Source organism: Enterobacter sp. D2 (assembly GCF_034427575.1).
GTDB classification, from domain to species: domain Bacteria; phylum Pseudomonadota; class Gammaproteobacteria; order Enterobacterales; family Enterobacteriaceae; genus Enterobacter; species Enterobacter cloacae_M.
Genome location: NZ_JAXQPP010000001.1, coordinates 415353 through 432973, shown reverse-complemented (window position 1 = coordinate 432973; position 17621 = coordinate 415353). Strand labels below are relative to the sequence as shown.

The 17621-nt window shown below is 54.4% G+C and carries 16 protein-coding genes; 1 reads left to right on the top strand and 15 read right to left on the bottom strand.

Annotated features, from left to right (window positions below):
- Nucleotide 1 precedes the first annotated feature (1 nt).
- From tolQ to sdhC, 14 genes are all read right to left on the bottom strand, one after another.
- Nucleotides 2–694 carry a Tol-Pal system protein TolQ gene (tolQ, locus tag SPG90_RS02045; RefSeq protein WP_008501101.1) on the bottom strand — a complete coding sequence of 231 codons (693 nt, stop codon included), beginning with the start codon at nucleotides 692–694 and terminating at the stop codon, nucleotides 2–4.
- A complete protein-coding gene (gene ybgC, locus SPG90_RS02040; RefSeq protein ID WP_003858593.1) occupies nucleotides 691–1095 on the bottom strand; it encodes a tol-pal system-associated acyl-CoA thioesterase in 405 nt (134 codons plus the stop codon). The genes tolQ and ybgC overlap by 4 nt, the downstream gene beginning before the upstream one ends.
- 148 nt (nucleotides 1096–1243) lie before the next feature.
- On the bottom strand, nucleotides 1244–1534 hold the full coding sequence (ybgE, locus tag SPG90_RS02035; RefSeq protein ID WP_010428735.1) for a cyd operon protein YbgE: 291 nt from the start codon (nucleotides 1532–1534) through the stop codon (nucleotides 1244–1246).
- The gene (cydX, locus tag SPG90_RS02030; RefSeq protein WP_003858598.1) at nucleotides 1534–1647 is read right to left on the bottom strand and encodes a cytochrome bd-I oxidase subunit CydX; all 114 of its coding nucleotides are present in this window, start codon (nucleotides 1645–1647) and stop codon (nucleotides 1534–1536) included. The genes ybgE and cydX overlap by 1 nt, the downstream gene beginning before the upstream one ends.
- A 14-nt stretch (nucleotides 1648–1661) precedes the next feature.
- A complete protein-coding gene (cydB, locus tag SPG90_RS02025; protein WP_023334940.1) occupies nucleotides 1662–2801 on the bottom strand; it encodes a cytochrome d ubiquinol oxidase subunit II in 1140 nt (379 codons plus the stop codon).
- 15 nt (nucleotides 2802–2816) lie between these two features.
- Complete coding sequence (gene cydA / locus SPG90_RS02020) at nucleotides 2817–4385, bottom strand: cytochrome ubiquinol oxidase subunit I (RefSeq protein WP_023310795.1); 1569 nt, start codon at nucleotides 4383–4385, stop codon at nucleotides 2817–2819.
- 733 nt (nucleotides 4386–5118) lie between these two features.
- Nucleotides 5119–5988, bottom strand: coding sequence for a succinate--CoA ligase subunit alpha (gene sucD / locus SPG90_RS02015; protein WP_008501094.1), 870 nt, complete (start codon nucleotides 5986–5988; stop codon nucleotides 5119–5121).
- The gene (sucC, locus tag SPG90_RS02010) at nucleotides 5988–7154 is read right to left on the bottom strand and encodes an ADP-forming succinate--CoA ligase subunit beta (RefSeq protein WP_023310791.1); all 1167 of its coding nucleotides are present in this window, start codon (nucleotides 7152–7154) and stop codon (nucleotides 5988–5990) included. The genes sucD and sucC overlap by 1 nt, the downstream gene beginning before the upstream one ends.
- Before the next feature lie 82 nt (nucleotides 7155–7236).
- On the bottom strand, nucleotides 7237–8457 hold the full coding sequence (gene odhB, locus SPG90_RS02005; protein ID WP_126302884.1) for a 2-oxoglutarate dehydrogenase complex dihydrolipoyllysine-residue succinyltransferase: 1221 nt from the start codon (nucleotides 8455–8457) through the stop codon (nucleotides 7237–7239).
- Nucleotides 8458–8471: 14 nt separating this feature from the next.
- A complete protein-coding gene (sucA, locus tag SPG90_RS02000) occupies nucleotides 8472–11279 on the bottom strand; it encodes a 2-oxoglutarate dehydrogenase E1 component (RefSeq protein ID WP_126302885.1) in 2808 nt (935 codons plus the stop codon).
- A 270-nt stretch (nucleotides 11280–11549) separates the two neighbouring features.
- Nucleotides 11550–12266, bottom strand: a complete 717-nt coding sequence (sdhB, locus tag SPG90_RS01995) for a succinate dehydrogenase iron-sulfur subunit SdhB (RefSeq protein ID WP_008501090.1) — start codon at nucleotides 12264–12266, stop codon at nucleotides 11550–11552.
- A gap of 15 nt (nucleotides 12267–12281) precedes the next feature.
- The gene (sdhA, locus tag SPG90_RS01990; RefSeq protein ID WP_023310789.1) at nucleotides 12282–14048 is read right to left on the bottom strand and encodes a succinate dehydrogenase flavoprotein subunit; all 1767 of its coding nucleotides are present in this window, start codon (nucleotides 14046–14048) and stop codon (nucleotides 12282–12284) included.
- A complete protein-coding gene (gene sdhD, locus SPG90_RS01985; protein WP_008501088.1) occupies nucleotides 14048–14395 on the bottom strand; it encodes a succinate dehydrogenase membrane anchor subunit in 348 nt (115 codons plus the stop codon). The genes sdhA and sdhD overlap by 1 nt, the downstream gene beginning before the upstream one ends.
- Nucleotides 14389–14793 (bottom strand): succinate dehydrogenase cytochrome b556 subunit, encoded by a 405-nt coding sequence (gene sdhC, locus SPG90_RS01980; RefSeq protein ID WP_020684965.1) that lies wholly within the window; start codon nucleotides 14791–14793, stop codon nucleotides 14389–14391. Before sdhC ends, sdhD begins: the two co-directional genes overlap by 7 nt.
- 639 nt (nucleotides 14794–15432) lie before the next feature.
- Here sdhC and SPG90_RS01975 point away from each other — a divergent pair.
- Nucleotides 15433–16716 (top strand): citrate synthase, encoded by a 1284-nt coding sequence (locus tag SPG90_RS01975; RefSeq protein WP_023310788.1) that lies wholly within the window; start codon nucleotides 15433–15435, stop codon nucleotides 16714–16716.
- Between the two features lie 99 nt (nucleotides 16717–16815).
- Here the strand turns inward: SPG90_RS01975 and nei are convergent, their stop codons facing one another.
- Nucleotides 16816–17607, bottom strand: a complete 792-nt coding sequence (nei, locus tag SPG90_RS01970) for an endonuclease VIII (protein WP_023310787.1) — start codon at nucleotides 17605–17607, stop codon at nucleotides 16816–16818.
- Nucleotides 17608–17621: the final 14 nt, after the last annotated feature.

The window sequence follows — 17621 nt, the reverse complement described above, 5'->3', positions numbered from 1 at the left end:
TTTACCCCTTGTTGCTCTCGGTGCTGGTAAACGCCTGACGGTGCAGAATCGCAGTGAACTCTTCCATAAAGTTGTCGTAGTTCAGTTCCAGTTTGTTCACGCGCTGGTTCAGACGGTTGTAAGCCATAACCGCAGGAATTGCCGCAAACAGACCGATAGCGGTCGCAATCAGTGCTTCAGCGATACCCGGTGCAACCATCTGCAACGTCGCCTGCTTCACCGCGCCCAGCGCGATAAAGGCGTGCATGATCCCCCACACGGTACCAAACAGGCCGATATACGGGCTGATGGAACCGACAGTGCCGAGGAATGGAATATGCGTTTCGAGATTTTCCAGCTCGCGGTTCATAGAGATGCGCATCGCACGCGAGGCACCTTCCACTACCGCTTCTGGCGCATGATTGTTTGCACGATGCAGACGAGCAAACTCTTTGAAGCCGCTATAAAAAATTTGCTCGGAGCCTGTAAGGTTTTCACGGCGCCCCTGGCTTTCCTGATACAGACGAGAAAGCTCAATACCCGACCAGAACTTATCTTCAAACGCTTCAGCTTCACGGCCAGCGGCATTGAGGATACGCGTTCTCTGGATGATGATGGCCCAGGATGCGATTGAAAAACCAATCAAAATCAACATGATAAGTTTAACCAGAAGGCTCGCCTTCAGGAACAAATCAAGGATATTCATGTCAGTCACTGCTTAAACTCCGCGACAATAGACTTAGGAAGCGCACGAGGCTTCATTATGGTTGGATCAACACAAACAATCAGCACTTCAGCTGAGTTCAGTACGGTATTCTCTGCGTTGACTATCCGCTGCGTGAAAACCAGTGAGGTCCCGCGCATTGATGTAATTTCAGTTTGGACTTCGAGCATATCGTCGAGTCTGGCAGGCGCAAAATACTCAAGCGTCATCTTGCGTACCACGAAGGCAACTCGCTCAGCCAACAGCACCTGTTGACTAAAGTGATGATGGCGCAGCATCTCTGTGCGTGCCCGTTCATAAAAAGCAACGTAGCTGGCGTGGTAAACCACACCACCGGCATCGGTATCTTCGTAATAGACACGAACCGGCCATCGAAACAGCGTTGTATTCACTTTACATCCCGGTAATGCAACAAAAGTTAATGCTTTTAAACTTCGCTACTATACGCGCGGGAAAGAGGGTTGGGAATGGGAGAAAGTAAACGGAGAGTAAATTTTTATGGGCTCGGGTAAGCCCATAACGTTAACGGACATTTCTTATTCAGAAGAAGAAGAAAATCAAACCGGCGAGAAGCACCAGATCGGCAATCAGCGGGCAGAAAATTCCCTGCCAGTGAACGGCTTTCGGACGAAAGCCCACGCCGTGGATCACACCTGCACACACCGCCCACATAATGAGGAAGCCGTGCCAGATTTCAAGCTCGCTGGTTTTCGCTGCAAAGCGCGAAGGGTCCCAGAAGATACAACCTGCCAGCAGTAATGCCATCACTAAAGAAAGCGCCCGTAACGGGCGCTTGTCCATTACCGCGTAAAGCGTCGCGATAATATTCATCAGTGTTTTTCTTCACCCGCTTTGGTCGCTTCGACGTGCTCAAGCGCCAGGGCAGTGATGACACCAAATGCACAGGCAAGAAGCGTCCCTAAAATCCATGCGAAATACCACATATTCAGCTCCTTACTTAGTACATAGAGTGGGTGTTGCTTTCGATATGTTCTTTAGTGATACGACCGAACATTTTCCAGTAACACCAGATGGTGTAGGCCAGAACAATCGGAACGAACACGCAAGCAACATACGTCATCAGGTTCAGCGTCATATGGCTGGACGTTGCGTCCCACATGGTCAGGCTAGCATTCAGCATGGTGCTGGATGGCATGACGAATGGGAACATCGCGATACCCGATGTCAGGATGATGCACGCCAGGGTCAGTGATGAGAACACGAACGCCAGCGCGCCTTTCTCCAGACGAGACGTCAACACGGTCAGCAGCGGCAGCAATACGCCCAGAGCCGGGATAGCCCACAGCGCAGGGGTATTGTTAAAGTTCACCAGCCATGCACCTGCCTGACGCGCCACTTCTTTGGTCAGCGGATTAGACGGCGCAGTATGGTTGATTGCAGACGTCACCACGTAGCCATCGATGCCGTACACCACCCACACACCGGCCAGTGCAAAGCAGACCAGCGTGACCAGCGCAGCGACCTGAGCCGTCGCGCGCGAACGCAGGTGCAGTTCACCAACCGTACGCATCTGCAGATAGGTTGCGCCCTGAGTGATGATCATCGCCACGCTCACCACGCCGGCCAGCAGGCCAAACGGATTCAGCAGCTGGAAGAAGTTACCGGTGTAGTAAAGACGCATGTATTCGTCCAGGTGGAACGGTACGCCCTGCAGCAGGTTACCGAACGCCACGCCGATCACCAGCGGTGGAACGAAGCTACCGATGAAGATGCCCCAGTCCCACATGTTGCGCCAGCGGGTGTCTTCAATCTTGGAACGGTAGTCGAAACCAACCGGACGGAAGAATAAAGAGGCCAGCACCAGAATCATCGCCACGTAGAAGCCGGAGAACGCAGCCGCGTAGACCATCGGCCAGGCAGCGAACAGCGCGCCGCCAGCGGTGATCAGCCACACCTGGTTACCGTCCCAGTGAGGGGCGATGGAGTTGATCATGATTCGACGCTCAGTGTCATTACGACCGAGGAAACGGGTGAGCATCCCCACCCCCATGTCGAAACCATCCGTGACGGCGAAACCGATCAGCAGAACGCCGATCAACAGCCACCAGATAAAACGCAATACTTCATAATCGATCATTTGATGACTCCTGTCTTAGCGTGCCGGCTGAGTAGTCGCAGTGGACTGCTCGTAGTGATAGCGACCGGTTTTCAGGCTGCTTGGGCCAAGGCGCGCGAACTTGAACATCAGGAACAGTTCAGCCACCAGGAACAGGGTGTACAGACCACAGATCAGCAGCATGGAGAAGATCAGGTCGCCCGCTGTCAGGGACGAGTTCGCTACCGCCGTTGGCAGTACCTCACCAATCGCCCATGGCTGACGGCCGTACTCCGCAACAAACCAGCCGGATTCGATAGCGATCCACGGCAGTGGAATACCGTACAGCGCGGTGCGCAGCAGCCATTTTTTCTCGCCGATGCGGTTACGAATCACGGACCAGAAGGACGCCGCAATGATCAGCAGCATGATGATGCCGCAGCCCACCATGATACGGAATGCGAAGTACAGTGGCGCAACGCGTGGAATCGAGTCTTTGGTTGCCATCTGGATCTGCGCTTCTGTCGCATCAGAAACGTTCGGGGTATAACGCTTCAGCAGCAAACCGTAACCCAGATCTTTCTTCACGTTGTTGAACTGGTCGCGAACGGCCTGGTCGGTAGAACCGGCACGCAGCTGTTCCAGCAGCGAGTAGGCTTTCATACCGTTACGGATACGCTCTTCGTGCTGAACCATCAGCTCTTTAAGACCTGTCACCTGCTTATCAACAGAACGGGTGGCGATGATACCCAGCGCGTAAGGGATCTGAATGGCGAAGCGGTTTTCCTGCGCGTCCTGATCGGGAATGCCGAACAGCGTAAAGGCAGCAGGCGCCGGTTGGGTTTCCCATTCGGCTTCGATGGCAGCCAGTTTGGTTTTCTGCACGTCACCCATTTCGTAACCGGATTCATCACCCAGAACGATAACAGAGAGGATTGCTGCCATACCGAAGCTTGCAGCGATAGCAAAGGAGCGCTTAGCAAACGCGAAGTCACGACCGCGCAGCATGTAGTAAGAGCTGATGCCCAGTACAAACATCGCACCGCACACGTAGCCAGAGGCGACGGTGTGAACGAATTTAACCTGCGCAACCGGGTTCAGGACCAGCTCGGCAAAGCTGACCATCTCCATACGCATAGTTTCGAAGTTGAAATCAGACGCGATAGGGTTCTGCATCCAGCCATTCGCCACCAGGATCCACAGCGCGGACAGGTTCGAACCTAATGCCACCAGCCAGGTCACCGCCATATGCTGGACTTTACCCAGACGGTCCCAGCCGAAGAAGAACAGACCTACAAAGGTGGATTCGAGGAAGAATGCCATCAGACCTTCAATGGCCAGCGGCGCACCGAAGATATCCCCGACATAGTGGGAATAGTAAGACCAGTTAGTCCCGAACTGGAACTCCATGGTCAAACCGGTTGCCACGCCCAGTGCGAAGTTGATACCAAACAACTTGCCCCAGAACTTGGTCATATCTTTATAAATCTGTTTGCCGGAGAGAACGTATACCGTTTCCATAATGGCCAGCAGGAACGCCATACCGAGCGTCAGTGGCACAAACAGGAAGTGGTACATCGCGGTCAAGGCAAACTGTAAGCGCGACAGTTCGACTATATCTAACATCATGACTCCTTGCTCATCGCATGAAGACTCCGAGAGTGAACCCCATCAGAGAGAGATCCACACGCATGCCCCAATACAAATTATTCGCATCCTTGTCGTCGTTATTACCCTGAAGAAGGATAAAAACGATGACGTGAGGTTACAAATACGTTAATAAAAAACTCAAATTGATCCCGCAAATATAATACGCTGCAAAACCCTTACAATAAACAGGTTTTTATTGAATCACATTTACGTTTTTCGACGGCGATCAATTTATAGCAAAATTACCACTTTTCGGCCATTTTGATCGGGGACAATTTACCGCCTTTTGATGGGTTTTTCCAAGGATTAAACATTGATTTAAATCAAAAACAATCCGTTGTGTTAAATGTGTTTTGATGCGGTGAACATAGTAAAAACCATGTTAAAAATATGTATATAAAATACAATTAAGGTTATCAACTCGATTGATGAATATAAACAGAAGTGATTTTTATTAACTCAGAAGCCCGAATGCCTAATTTATTCAGGACATAAATTTTAGTGCGTTTTTCGTTTTTTTCCATCCGCTCTCTTTAAGGTAAATAAATAACAATTATTTTACTTTTACCCCCCCTCTCTAATTAACACCATTTAGTGACTGTTGCATGTCGCCCGGCAGGCAATAAAAAAGGCCGCTTTACAGCGGCCAACCATGTCGAAACGGACATTTTTATACTTCAACGCCCCCCTTTCGGGGAGCAGAGAGGACTTACTTAATGATGGATTTCAGTGCTTCGCCGATATCCGCCAGGCTGCGAACGGTTTTCACGCCTGCGGCTTCCAGCGCTGCGAATTTCTCATCAGCCGTACCTTTACCACCCGCGATAATCGCGCCTGCGTGACCCATACGCTTGCCTTTCGGCGCAGTCACACCCGCGATATAACCGACAACCGGCTTGGTCACGTGTTCTTTGATGTAAGCAGCCGCTTCTTCTTCAGCGCTACCACCGATCTCACCGATCATCACGATCGCTTCGGTCTGTGGATCTTCCTGGAACAGCTTCAGGATGTCGATGAAGTTAGAGCCCGGGATCGGGTCACCGCCGATGCCCACACAGGTGGACTGGCCGAAGCCGTAATCGGTGGTCTGTTTGACCGCTTCATAGGTCAGCGTACCGGAACGGGACACGATGCCCACTTTGCCCGGCTTGTGAATGTGGCCTGGCATGATACCGATTTTGCATTCGCCTGGAGTGATAACGCCTGGGCAGTTCGGGCCGATCATACGCACGCCAGCTTCATCCAGCTTAACCTTCACGGTCAGCATATCCAGCGTCGGGATGCCTTCAGTGATGGTGATGATCAGTTTAATACCTGCATCGATCGCTTCCAGAATGGAGTCTTTGCAGAACGGTGCCGGAACGTAGATCACGGTCGCGGTTGCGCCCGTCGCTTCTACAGCTTCACGCACGGTGTTGAATACCGGCAGGCCCAGGTGCGTGGTACCACCTTTACCTGGCGTTACGCCGCCAACCATCTGCGTGCCGTAGGCAATCGCCTGTTCGGAGTGGAAAGTCCCCTGGCTACCGGTGAAGCCCTGGCAGATAACCTTGGTATCTTTATTAATTAAAACTGACATTATTTCCCCTCCACTGCGGCAACAACCTGCTGAGCTGCATCCGTCAGACTTTTCGCTGCAATAATATTCAGGCCGCTGTCAGCCAGTTTTTTCGCGCCGAGTTCAGCGTTGTTACCTTCCAGACGCACAACAACCGGAACGTTAACACCCACTTCTTCTACCGCACCGATGATACCGTCGGCGATCAGGTCGCAACGAACGATGCCGCCGAAGATGTTAACCAGAACGGCCTTAACGTTGTCGTCAGAGAGAATGATTTTGAACGCTTCGGTTACGCGCTCTTTGGTTGCGCCACCGCCTACGTCGAGGAAGTTTGCTGGCTCACCGCCGTGCAGCTTAACGATGTCCATGGTGCCCATTGCCAGGCCCGCACCGTTAACCATGCAGCCGATGTTGCCGTCCAGCGCCACGTAGTTCAGCTCCCACTGTGCAGCCTGTGCTTCACGCGGATCTTCCTGAGACTGGTCGCGCATTTCGCGCAGATCCGACTGGCGGAACAGCGCGTTGCCGTCAGCGCCCAGCTTGCCATCGAGGCAGATCAGGTCGCCCTGGGTGGTGATCACCAGCGGGTTGATCTCGATCAGCGCCAGATCGCGCTCCAGGAAGATGTTCGCCAGACCCATGAAAATCTTGGTGAACTGCTGAACCAGCTTGCCTTCCAGGCCCAGTTTGAACGCCAGCTCGCGACCCTGGTAAGGCATTGGGCCCGCCAGCGGATCGATTGCCACTTTGTGGATCAGGTGCGGGGTTTCTTCCGCCACTTTTTCGATTTCCACGCCGCCTTCGGTAGACGCCATGAACACCACGCGACGGGAGCTACGGTCAACAACCGCGCCCAGGTACAGTTCTTTCGCGATGTCGGTCGCCGCTTCAACCAGGATCTGGTTAACCGGCTGGCCGTTCGCATCTGTCTGGTACGTTACCAGACGCTTGCCGAGCCAATGTTCAGCAAACGCACGAATCTCTTCTTTGCTCTTAACAACCTTCACACCGCCCGCTTTACCACGGCCACCAGCGTGAACCTGACACTTAACTACCCAAGGGCCGGAACCGATTTTAGATGCGGCTTCTTCTGCTTCACGCGGGGTAGTACAGGCATAACCCACCGGAGCCGGTAAGCCATACCGGGCAAACAGCTGTTTGGCCTGATATTCATGTAAGTTCATGTGTTCTATCCATCCTTCAGGTAATCGTTAGGTCGTGCTTTTATAGGCCCGGCAGCTATATGCCGCCGGGCAAGACTGCAAACTAGACGTCGAGCAGCAGACGCGTTGGATCTTCCAGCAGCTCTTTAATCGCCACCAGGAAGCCCACGGACTCGCGGCCATCGATCAGACGGTGATCGTAAGACAGTGCCAGGTACATCATCGGCAGGATCTCAACTTTACCGTCTACCGCCATAGGACGATCTTTAATGGCATGCATACCCAGGATCGCGCTCTGCGGCGGGTTAATGATTGGGGTAGACATCAGCGAACCGAATACGCCGCCGTTGGTAATGGTGAAGTTACCGCCGGTCAGGTCATCTACGGTCAGCTTGCCGTCGCGGCCTTTCACAGCCAGCTCTTTAATATTTTTCTCGATATCAGCCATACCCAGGGTATCCACGTCACGCAGTACTGGGGTCACCAGGCCACGCGGAGTAGATACCGCCATGCTGACATCGAAGTAGTTGTGGTAAACCACGTCATCACCGTCGATGGACGCGTTCACTTCCGGGTAGCGTTTCAGCGCTTCAACCACCGCTTTCACGTAGAAGGACATAAAGCCCAGACGGATACCGTGACGTTTTTCAAACGCGTCACCGTACTGCTTGCGCAGGTCCATGATTGGCTTCATGTTCACTTCGTTGAAGGTGGTCAGCATCGCGGTGGAGTTTTTCGCTTCCAGCAGACGCTCAGCCACACGCTTACGCAGGCGAGTCATTGGCACACGTTTTTCGCTGCGGGCACCCAGAGCAGGCTGTGCTGCTGGCGCTGCCGCAGGGGCTTTTGCTTCTGCTTTCGCAGGCGCTTTCGCCAGGTGCTTCTCGATATCTTCACGGGTCAGACGACCACCCACACCGGTGCCTTTAATGGCCGCCGCGTCCAGGTTGTACTCAGCCAGCAGGCGACGGATCGCCGGGCTGAGCGCATCGTTGGTCTGCTCTTCCAGAGAAGCCTGCTGGCGTTGAGCCGGCGTAGAGGCTTTCTCTTCAGATTTCGCGCTGGACTCTTTGCCCGCGCTGTTGCCTTCGCGCAGGCGACCCAGGATCTGACGAGAGGTTACGGTTGTGCCTTCATCTTCCAGCACAGCATCCAGAACACCATCCGCCGAAGCCGGTACTTCCAGTACCACTTTGTCAGTTTCGATTTCTACCAGCACTTCATCGCGCTTAACGGCATCGCCTGGTTTTTTGTGCCAGGTAGCGACGGTCGCATCTGCTACAGATTCAGGCAGGTCGGGAACAAGAATATCTACGCTACTCATTATGTATCCTTTAATTAATCGACGTTCAGCGCGTCATTGACCAGATCTTGTTGCTGCTTCTGGTGAACGGACATATACCCTACCGCCGGAGAGGCGGAGGCCGGGCGACCTGCATAACGCAGGGCTGACCCAAATGGAATCACTTCACGGAAATGATGCTGGCTGCAGTACCATGCGCCCTGGTTAAGCGGCTCTTCCTGGCACCAGACAAAATCATGAACGTGAGCGTACGGTTTCAGCGCTTCCTGCACCGCCTGGTGCGGGAACGGATAAAGCTGTTCGATACGCACGATGGCGACATCTTTCTGATCGTTCTTACGGCGCTGTTCCAGCAGGTCGTAATAAACCTTACCAGAACACATCACCACACGCTTCACGGCCTGCGGATCCAGCTCGTCAATTTCACCGATGGCCGGCAGGAAGGTTCCGTTCGCCAGTTCTTCCAGGCTCGACACCGCCAGCGGGTGACGCAGCAGGGATTTCGGCGACATCACCACCAGCGGACGGCGCATACCGCGCAGCGCCTGGCGACGCAGCATGTGGTAGACCTGAGCCGGGGTGGACGGCACGCAGACCTGCATGTTCTGCTCGGCGCAGAGCTGCAGATAACGTTCCAGACGCGCGGAGGAGTGCTCCGGACCCTGACCTTCATAACCGTGCGGCAGCAGCATTACCAGGCCACACATACGGCCCCACTTCTGCTCGCCGGAGGAGATGAACTGGTCGATCACCACCTGCGCACCGTTGGCGAAGTCACCGAACTGCGCTTCCCAGATGGTCAGGGTACGTGGTTCAGCGGTGGCGTAACCGTATTCGAAGGCCAGAACCGCTTCTTCAGACAGCACGGAGTCCCAGACCTTGAACTGGCCCTGACCGTTGTGCACGTGCTGCAGCGGGGTGTAGGTTGAACCGTTGGACTGGTTGTGAACAACCGCGTGACGGTGGAAGAAAGTCCCACGGCCCGCATCTTCACCGGACAGGCGAACAGGAATGCCTTCGTCAACCAGCGTTGCGTAGGCCAGCGTTTCCGCGCCGCCCCAGTCGAACAGCTTCTCGCCTGCCGCCATGGACTGACGGTCAGCGTAGATTTTCGCCACGCGAGACTGCATCTCGATAGCGTCCGGTACGGTGCTGATGCGTTTAGCCAGCTCCTGCAGGCGCTTCATCTCAACCTTGTTCGGGTAGCTCTCATCCCACTCGTGGTTGAGGTACGGCGACCAGGTAAAGGAGTGCATGTTCATCGGGCGCAGCTCTTTCACCACGCATTCACCCGCATCCAGCGCGTCGCGGTAGAGGTTGACCATTTCGGTCGCATCTTCCAGCGTCGCCACTTTGTCGCTCTCCAGCTTGTCAGCATAGATTTTGCGCGGGGTCGGGTGTTTTTTGATTTTCTGGTACATCAGCGGCTGGGTTGCACTTGGCTCATCCGCTTCGTTGTGGCCGTGACGGCGGTAGCAGAAGAGGTCAATGAACACATCGCGCTTGAAGGTGTTACGGAAGTCCAGCGCCAGACGGGTAACAAAAGCAACGGCTTCCGGGTCATCCGCGTTAACGTGGAAGATTGGCGCCTGCACCATCTTACCGATGTCGGTGCAGTATGGGGTAGAACGCGCGTCAAGCGGGTTAGAGGTGGTAAAGCCCACCTGGTTGTTAATCACGATGCGAACGGTACCGCCCACTTCGTAACCACGCGCTTTCGACATGTTCAGGGTTTCCTGAACTACGCCCTGCCCTGTTACCGCCGCATCGCCGTGGATGGTGATCGGCAGCACTTTATTGCTGCTCGGCTCGTCCAGACGATCCAGGCGCGCACGCACGGAACCGATAACCACCGGGCTAACGATTTCCAGGTGTGACGGGTTAAACGCCAGCGCCAGGTGAACCAGACCGCCTTCAGTTTCGATATCTGACGAGAAGCCCATGTGGTACTTCACGTCGCCGGTGCCGAGGTGTTCTTTATGTTTGCCCGCGAACTCGTCAAACAGGTCCTGAGGTTTTTTACCCAGCACGTTGACCAGCACGTTCAGACGACCACGGTGCGCCATGCCCAGTACCACTTCGCGGGTGCCGCTCTTGCCTGCGTGACGAATCAGCTCTTTCAGCATCGGCACCAGCGCGTCGCCGCCTTCCAGCGAGAAGCGTTTTGCGCCCGGGAATTTCGCGCCCAGATAGCGCTCAAGCCCTTCCGCTGCGGTCAGTTCGTTCAGGAAGCGTTTTTTTTCGTCAGCCGAGAAGGTCGCGTGGCCCGCTACGGATTCGATGCGCTGCTGGATCCAGCGTTTCTCTTCGGTAGAGGTAATGTGCATGTATTCCGCGCCGATGGAGCCGCAGTAGGTTTGCTTGAGCGCGTCAATCAGATCGCCCAGCTTCATCGTGTCTTTGCCGATGGCAAAGGAACCTACGTTAAAGCTTTCCTGGAAATCGGCCTCGGTCAGATCGTGATATGCCGGATCGAGATCGGCCACACGGTCTTGTTTCCACAGTCCCAGCGGATCGAGATTCGCATGCTGGTGACCGCGGAAGCGATAAGCGTTGATAAGCTGCAGGACTTTAACCTGCTTCGCATTGGTGTCAGGGTCGGAAATCGCAGAAGAGTAACGTGAGGCATCCTTCGCCAGACGACGGAAATAATCACGTGTTTTGGAATGGAATTGATCCGGTTTGACCCCTGTGCCAGGCAACTGCTGGAACATGGAACGCCAGTTAGCGTCCACTGAGTCAGGATCGGTTAAGAAGTCTTCATAGAGCTGTTCAATCCAGCTCTGGTTCGCACCAGAAAGGAAAGAAGAGTCCAGCCAGGCTTTCATTGCGCCGTTCTGCATCGTGATCCCTTAAGCATTTTTATGCTTACTTTCGCCGTAGAAACTACCACGCACACCACGTGTACGTGCCGGGGTTCACCTGCGAGCTCTTTTCATTTGGCCCGCGAAGGAACCTTTAGAAACTGTCTAAGGGTCTTTACCCTCACCCCTACCCTCTCCCTAAGGGAGAGGGGGAATGCCGTCGGCAGTTTTTAAAGATTTCCTGCAATCTGTCCCCTCTCCCTTAGGGAGAGGGTTAGGGTGAGGGGAACACCGCTCCCCTCTCACTACTTACGCACTGCGCTGCAGCAGCATCGACTTAATATGGCCGATGGCGCGCGTCGGGTTCAGCCCCTTCGGACACACACTGACGCAGTTCATGATGCTATGGCAGCGGAATACGCTGAAAGCGTCACTCAGTCCTTCCAGACGGCTATCGGTTTCGGTGTCGCGGCTATCGATCAGGAAGCGATAGGCAGCCAGCAAACCGGCCGGGCCGATAAACTTGTCCGGGTTCCACCAGAACGACGGGCAGGACGTTGAACAGCATGCGCAGAGAATACACTCGTACAACCCATCGAGTTTTTCACGCTGCTCAGGAGACTGTAAGTGCTCGCGAGCGGGTGGATTTTGCCCATTATTCAATAAGTAAGGCTTAATCTTCTCATATTGTGCATAGAATTGCCCCATGTCTACCACCAAATCACGCACGACCGGCAGGCCTGGCAGAGGACGGATAACAATTTTCTGACCAGGACGCTGCAGCGCTGAAATTGGCGTGATGCAGGCCAGGCCATTTTTGCCGTTCATGTTCACCCCGTCAGAACCACAAACCCCTTCACGACAGGAGCGGCGGAACGACAGCGTAGGATCTTTTTCTTTCAGCTGGATTAAGGCATCCAGCAGCATCATGTCGCGCCCTTCTTCCGCTTCCAGGGTGTAGTCCTGCATACGCGGAGCGTCATCAACATCCGGGTTATAACGATAAACTGAGAATTCGAGTTTCATTATCCTGTCTCCGCATTAGTAAGTACGAATCTTCGGCGGGAACGCCGGACGCAGTTTCGGTTCCATGTTGACGCTACGACGCGTCATGGATTCCGACTCTGGCAGATACAGGGAATGGCACAGCCAGTTTTCGTCATCACGATCCGGGAAGTCGAAGCGGCTATGCGCGCCACGGCTTTCGGTACGGAAGTTTGCCGACATCGCCGTCGCGAACGCGGTTTCCATCAGGTTATCCAGCTCCAGGCACTCAACGCGCTGGGTGTTGAATTCGCTGGAGGTGTCGTCCAGACGGGCATTTTTCAGACGCTCGCGGATCGCTTTCAGCTGCTCAAGACCTTTGGCCATCGCGTCGCCTTCGCGGAATACCGAGAAGTTGTGCTGCATGCATTCCTGCAGCGCTTTACGGATTTCCACCGGATCTTCGCCGTTGCGGTTACCGTTCCAGCGGTTGAGGCGCTCAAGAGAGGCATCAATTTCGTCGTCGGTCGCGTCACGCAGCGCGCCCTGCTCGGCAATGGACTCCTGCAGATGCAAACCGACTGCACGACCAAACACCACCAGGTCCAGCAGGGAGTTGCCGCCCAGACGGTTTGCACCGTGTACGGATACGCAGGCAATTTCGCCTACCGCGAACAGGCCAGGAATAACCACGTCTTCGCCCTGCTCGTTTACGGTCAGCGCCTGACCGGTCACTTTGGTCGGAATACCGCCCATCATGTAGTGGCAGGTTGGGATAACCGGAATCGGCTCTTTCACCGGGTCGACGTGTGCGAAGGTGCGGGACAGTTCCAGGATGCCCGGCAGACGGGACTCCAGAACTTCTTTACCCAGGTGGTCGAGCTTCAGCTTCGCGTGTGGACCCCATGGGCCGTCACAGCCGCGGCCTTCACGGATTTCGATCATGATGGAACGCGCCACCACGTCACGACCCGCCAGGTCTTTCGCATTCGGGGCATAACGCTCCATGAAGCGCTCGCCGTGTTTGTTCAGCAGGTAGCCACCTTCACCGCGGCAGCCTTCCGTCACCAGAACGCCCGCACCGGCGATACCGGTTGGGTGGAACTGCCACATCTCCATATCCTGAACCGGCACGCCCGCGCGGATAGCCATACCGACGCCGTCACCGGTGTTGATGTGGGCGTTGGTGGTGGACTGATAGATACGGCCTGCGCCGCCGGTAGCCAGCACGGTAGCACGGGCTTTGAAGTAAACCACTTCACCGGTTTCGATGCACAGCGCGGTACAGCCGACGATTGCGCCATCGGCGTTTTTCACCAGATCCAGCGCGTACCACTCGGAGAAGATGGTGGTATGGTTTTTCAGGTTCTGCTGATACAGGGTGTGCAGCAGTGCGTGACCGGTACGGTCAGCCGCCGCCGCGGTGCGTGCCGCCTGCTCGCCGCCGAAGTTTTTCGACTGGCCGCCAAACGGACGCTGATAGATAGTGCCATTTTCCAGACGGGAGAACGGCAGACCCATGTGGTCCAGCTCCAGAATCGCTTCCGGGCCGGTTTTACACATATATTCGATGGCATCCTGGTCGCCGATGTAGTCGGAACCTTTTACCGTGTCGTACATGTGCCATTCCCAGTTATCTTCATGGGAGTTACCCAGCGCAACGGTGATACCGCCCTGCGCAGACACAGTGTGGGAACGGGTCGGGAAAACTTTAGAGAGCAGCGCACAGGTCTGGCCGCTCTGGGAAATTTGCAGTGCGGCACGCATACCTGCGCCACCGGCACCAATTACAACAGCATCAAATTCTCTGACTGGCAGTTTCATTACACACCCCACACCACAACGAATCCATAAATAACGTAAACCACCAGTGCAACAACAATGGCCAGCTGCAGTGGGAGGCGAATCGCCAGCGGTTTAACGTAATCGGTCAACACCTGCCACATGCCAATCCACGCATGAATAAGGATGGAGAACAGAGCCAGCAGGGTGAACACTTTGGTGAAGGCGGATCCGAAGAACCCACTCCAGATTTCCCACGTCAGCGTGCCGCTGGTCGCGAAGAAACCGATCATATAGATGATGTAAAGAGTGAGAACGATGGCGGTAGCACGGACCAGAATGAAGTCATGTACGCCGTTGCGTCCTAATGCGGAGGCGTTGCTTACCATACGAGAACTCCTGCGAGAAGTGAAAGCACGACAGTAATCACAAATGAAATGTTAGCGGAGCGTTTTCCGGCTTCGAAAGTCTCTTCCAGGTAGCCAAAGTCCATCAGCATATGGCGAACACCCACAACGACGTGGTACGCCAGCGCGGTCAGAATGCCCCACATGATGAATTTCACGAAGAAGCTGTTCATGATGGCAGAGGCCTGGAGGAATCCTTCAGGGGAAGAGAGGCTGGTGCCCAGTAACCACAGCAAAATACCGACCGCCACAAACGTAATCACACCAGAAACACGGTGCAGAATGGACGCTATTGCTGTTACAGGGAACCGGATCGTTTTGAGATCCAGATTGACAGGTCTTTGTTTTTTCACATTTCTTATCATGAATAACGCCCACATGCTGTTCTTATTGTTTCCTTCCTCCGGACTGCGATGCGGGTCAAGCAGCGTTCCTTTTCTATAACTGCGCGTCATGCAAAACACTGCTTCCAGATGCTTAAACGACACGTTACAACGCTGGGTGGCTCGGGATTGCAGGGTGTTCCGGAGACCTGGCGGCAGTATAGGCCGTTCACAAAATCATTACAATTAACCTACATACAGTTTGTCGGGTTTTCTCTGGAACAGTGATCAGGGTCACGATAACAACATCTTTTTAATTTTTAATCATCTGATTTGACAAATGTTAAACAATATTGTTACAAACGTCATCAGAAAAGGCATATAATGCGCAAAAGTTATGAGGTCTCTCTTTCACCTGACAAATAGTTATGTAACAGTGTGATGGTATTGACCGAAGTTATCAGGACAGTTATTAGTGATATACAGGTTTGAATAATTCGGACTGCAAAAACGCTGATTTGCTGTGGTTTCACTGATATTTCATTCGTTTACCTGCAAGGCGCCATAGCTCTGTACCCTGGTTTGTCCTCGTGAGCTGAGCGGAAAGCCAAATAACAATCTGGTAACGGTGATTAACAGCTGAAAGCAAATCCGGTAAAGCGCAGTCTTAAGCATAAGGCGCTAAGGAGACCGTAAATGGCTGATACAAAGGCAACGCTCACCCTAAATGGTGACACTGCTATTGAACTGGATGTGCTAAAAGGCACGCTCGGTCAGGATGTTATTGATATCCGTACGCTGGGCTCTAAAGGTGTATTCACCTTTGACCCTGGATTTACCTCTACCGCATCTTGCGAATCCAAAATCACCTACATTGACGGTGACGAAGGTATCCTGCTCCATCGCGGCTTCCCCATCGATCAGTTAGCCACCGAATCCAACTATCTGGAAGTGTGCTACATCCTGCTGAACGGCGAAAAACCGACGCAGGCACAGTACGATGAATTCAAAACCACCGTGACCCGTCACACCATGATCCATGAGCAGATTACCCGTCTGTTCCATGCGTTCCGCCGTGACTCTCACCCGATGGCGGTGATGTGCGGTATCACCGGTGCGCTGGCGGCGTTCTACCACGACTCCCTTGACGTGAATAACCCGCGTCACCGTGATATCGCGGCGTTCCGCCTGCTGTCCAAAATGCCGACCATGGCGGCGATGTGCTACAAATACTCCATCGGCCAGCCGTTTGTGTATCCGCGCAATGACCTCTCTTACGCGGGTAACTTCCTGCGCATGATGTTCTCCACGCCGTGCGAAGAGTACGAAGTGAACCCGGTGCTGGAACGCGCAATGGACCGTATTCTGATCCTGCACGCTGACCACGAACAAAACGCCTCTACCTCTACCGTCCGTACCGCGGGCTCTTCAGGCGCGAACCCGTTCGCCTGTATCGCTGCGGGCATCGCTTCCCTGTGGGGACCGGCGCACGGCGGCGCGAACGAAGCGGCACTGAAGATGCTGGAAGAGATCAGCACCGTTGAGCACATTCCTGAGTTCGTGCGTCGCGCGAAAGACAAGAATGACTCCTTCCGCCTGATGGGCTTCGGTCACCGTGTTTACAAAAACTACGACCCGCGCGCCACCGTCATGCGTGAGACCTGCCACGAAGTGCTGAAAGAGCTGGGTACCAAAGATGATCTGCTGGAAGTGGCGATGGAGCTGGAACACATCGCACTGAACGACCCGTACTTCATCGAGAAGAAACTCTACCCGAACGTCGATTTCTACTCTGGCATTATTCTGAAAGCGATGGGCATTCCGTCTTCCATGTTCACCGTGATCTTCGCTATGGCCCGTACCGTAGGCTGGATTGCGCACTGGAACGAAATGCACAGCGAAGGCATGAAAATCGCCCGTCCTCGTCAGCTGTATACCGGCTACGAGCAGCGTGATTTTAAGTCTGACCTGAAGCGCTAAAAGATGTTGGGTGCGGCCTGATGCCCTCACCCCGCCCCTCTCCCACAGGGAGAGGGTGAAAACATTAAAAACGGTAACCCAAGGGTTACCGTTTTACTTTTATTTCTGGCAGTGCGGGCACCAGTAAAAAGGTCTGGAAGAGAGCATAATCCTGTCGATAATCCCGCCGCATCGCTCGCACTTCTTCCCCGCCCGATGAAACACCTTGAACCGGAACAGCGCCCCGTGATGCGTGTTCTCATCCGCCACGCCGCGCGTGTTGTACGAGAGCCGCGGAATATCCAGCAGCGCGTGGGACAACGCCTCCAGCTGTTCATCATTCAGCTCAGACGCTTTATGCTGCGCCGCCAGCCCGACTTCCCAGAGGATCTCTACCCGCAGGTAGTTGCCCAGCCCGGCCAGAAAGGCCTGGTCGAGAAACAAACCGGAAAACTGTCGGTTACGGAATTTAGGTGATAACAGCCGGGCCTTCACGTCGCTCGCCGTCAGGCGCATGTCCAGCACGTCCGGCCCGACCCGCTGCAGAAATGGGTGCGTCAGCAGCTGCTCCGGCGTAAGCATTTCGATATCCGACGCGCTATAGAGCAGGATCGCTTTATCCGCCGTTTGCAGCCTGACGCGCAGCACGCGGGTGGTTTGCGGCTGCTCGTCCGCCTCCACCACGCGCCAGACGCCGTAAAGCTGGTTATGGCTATATAACGTCAGGTTATGGGAAAAGTGCGTAAGCAAGGCTTTGCCGCGCGTTTCAATATGGGTCACCGTCTGGCCCACCAGCTGTGATTCAAACGGTTTCAGTTGAGGAAAAGCAAACCAGACATCCGTCAGGGGTTTGCCCTTTATCGCCGCCTCCAGGCTATCCGCCGCGCGGCGGATCTCCGGACCTTCAGGCATTTTTGTGTCCTTAT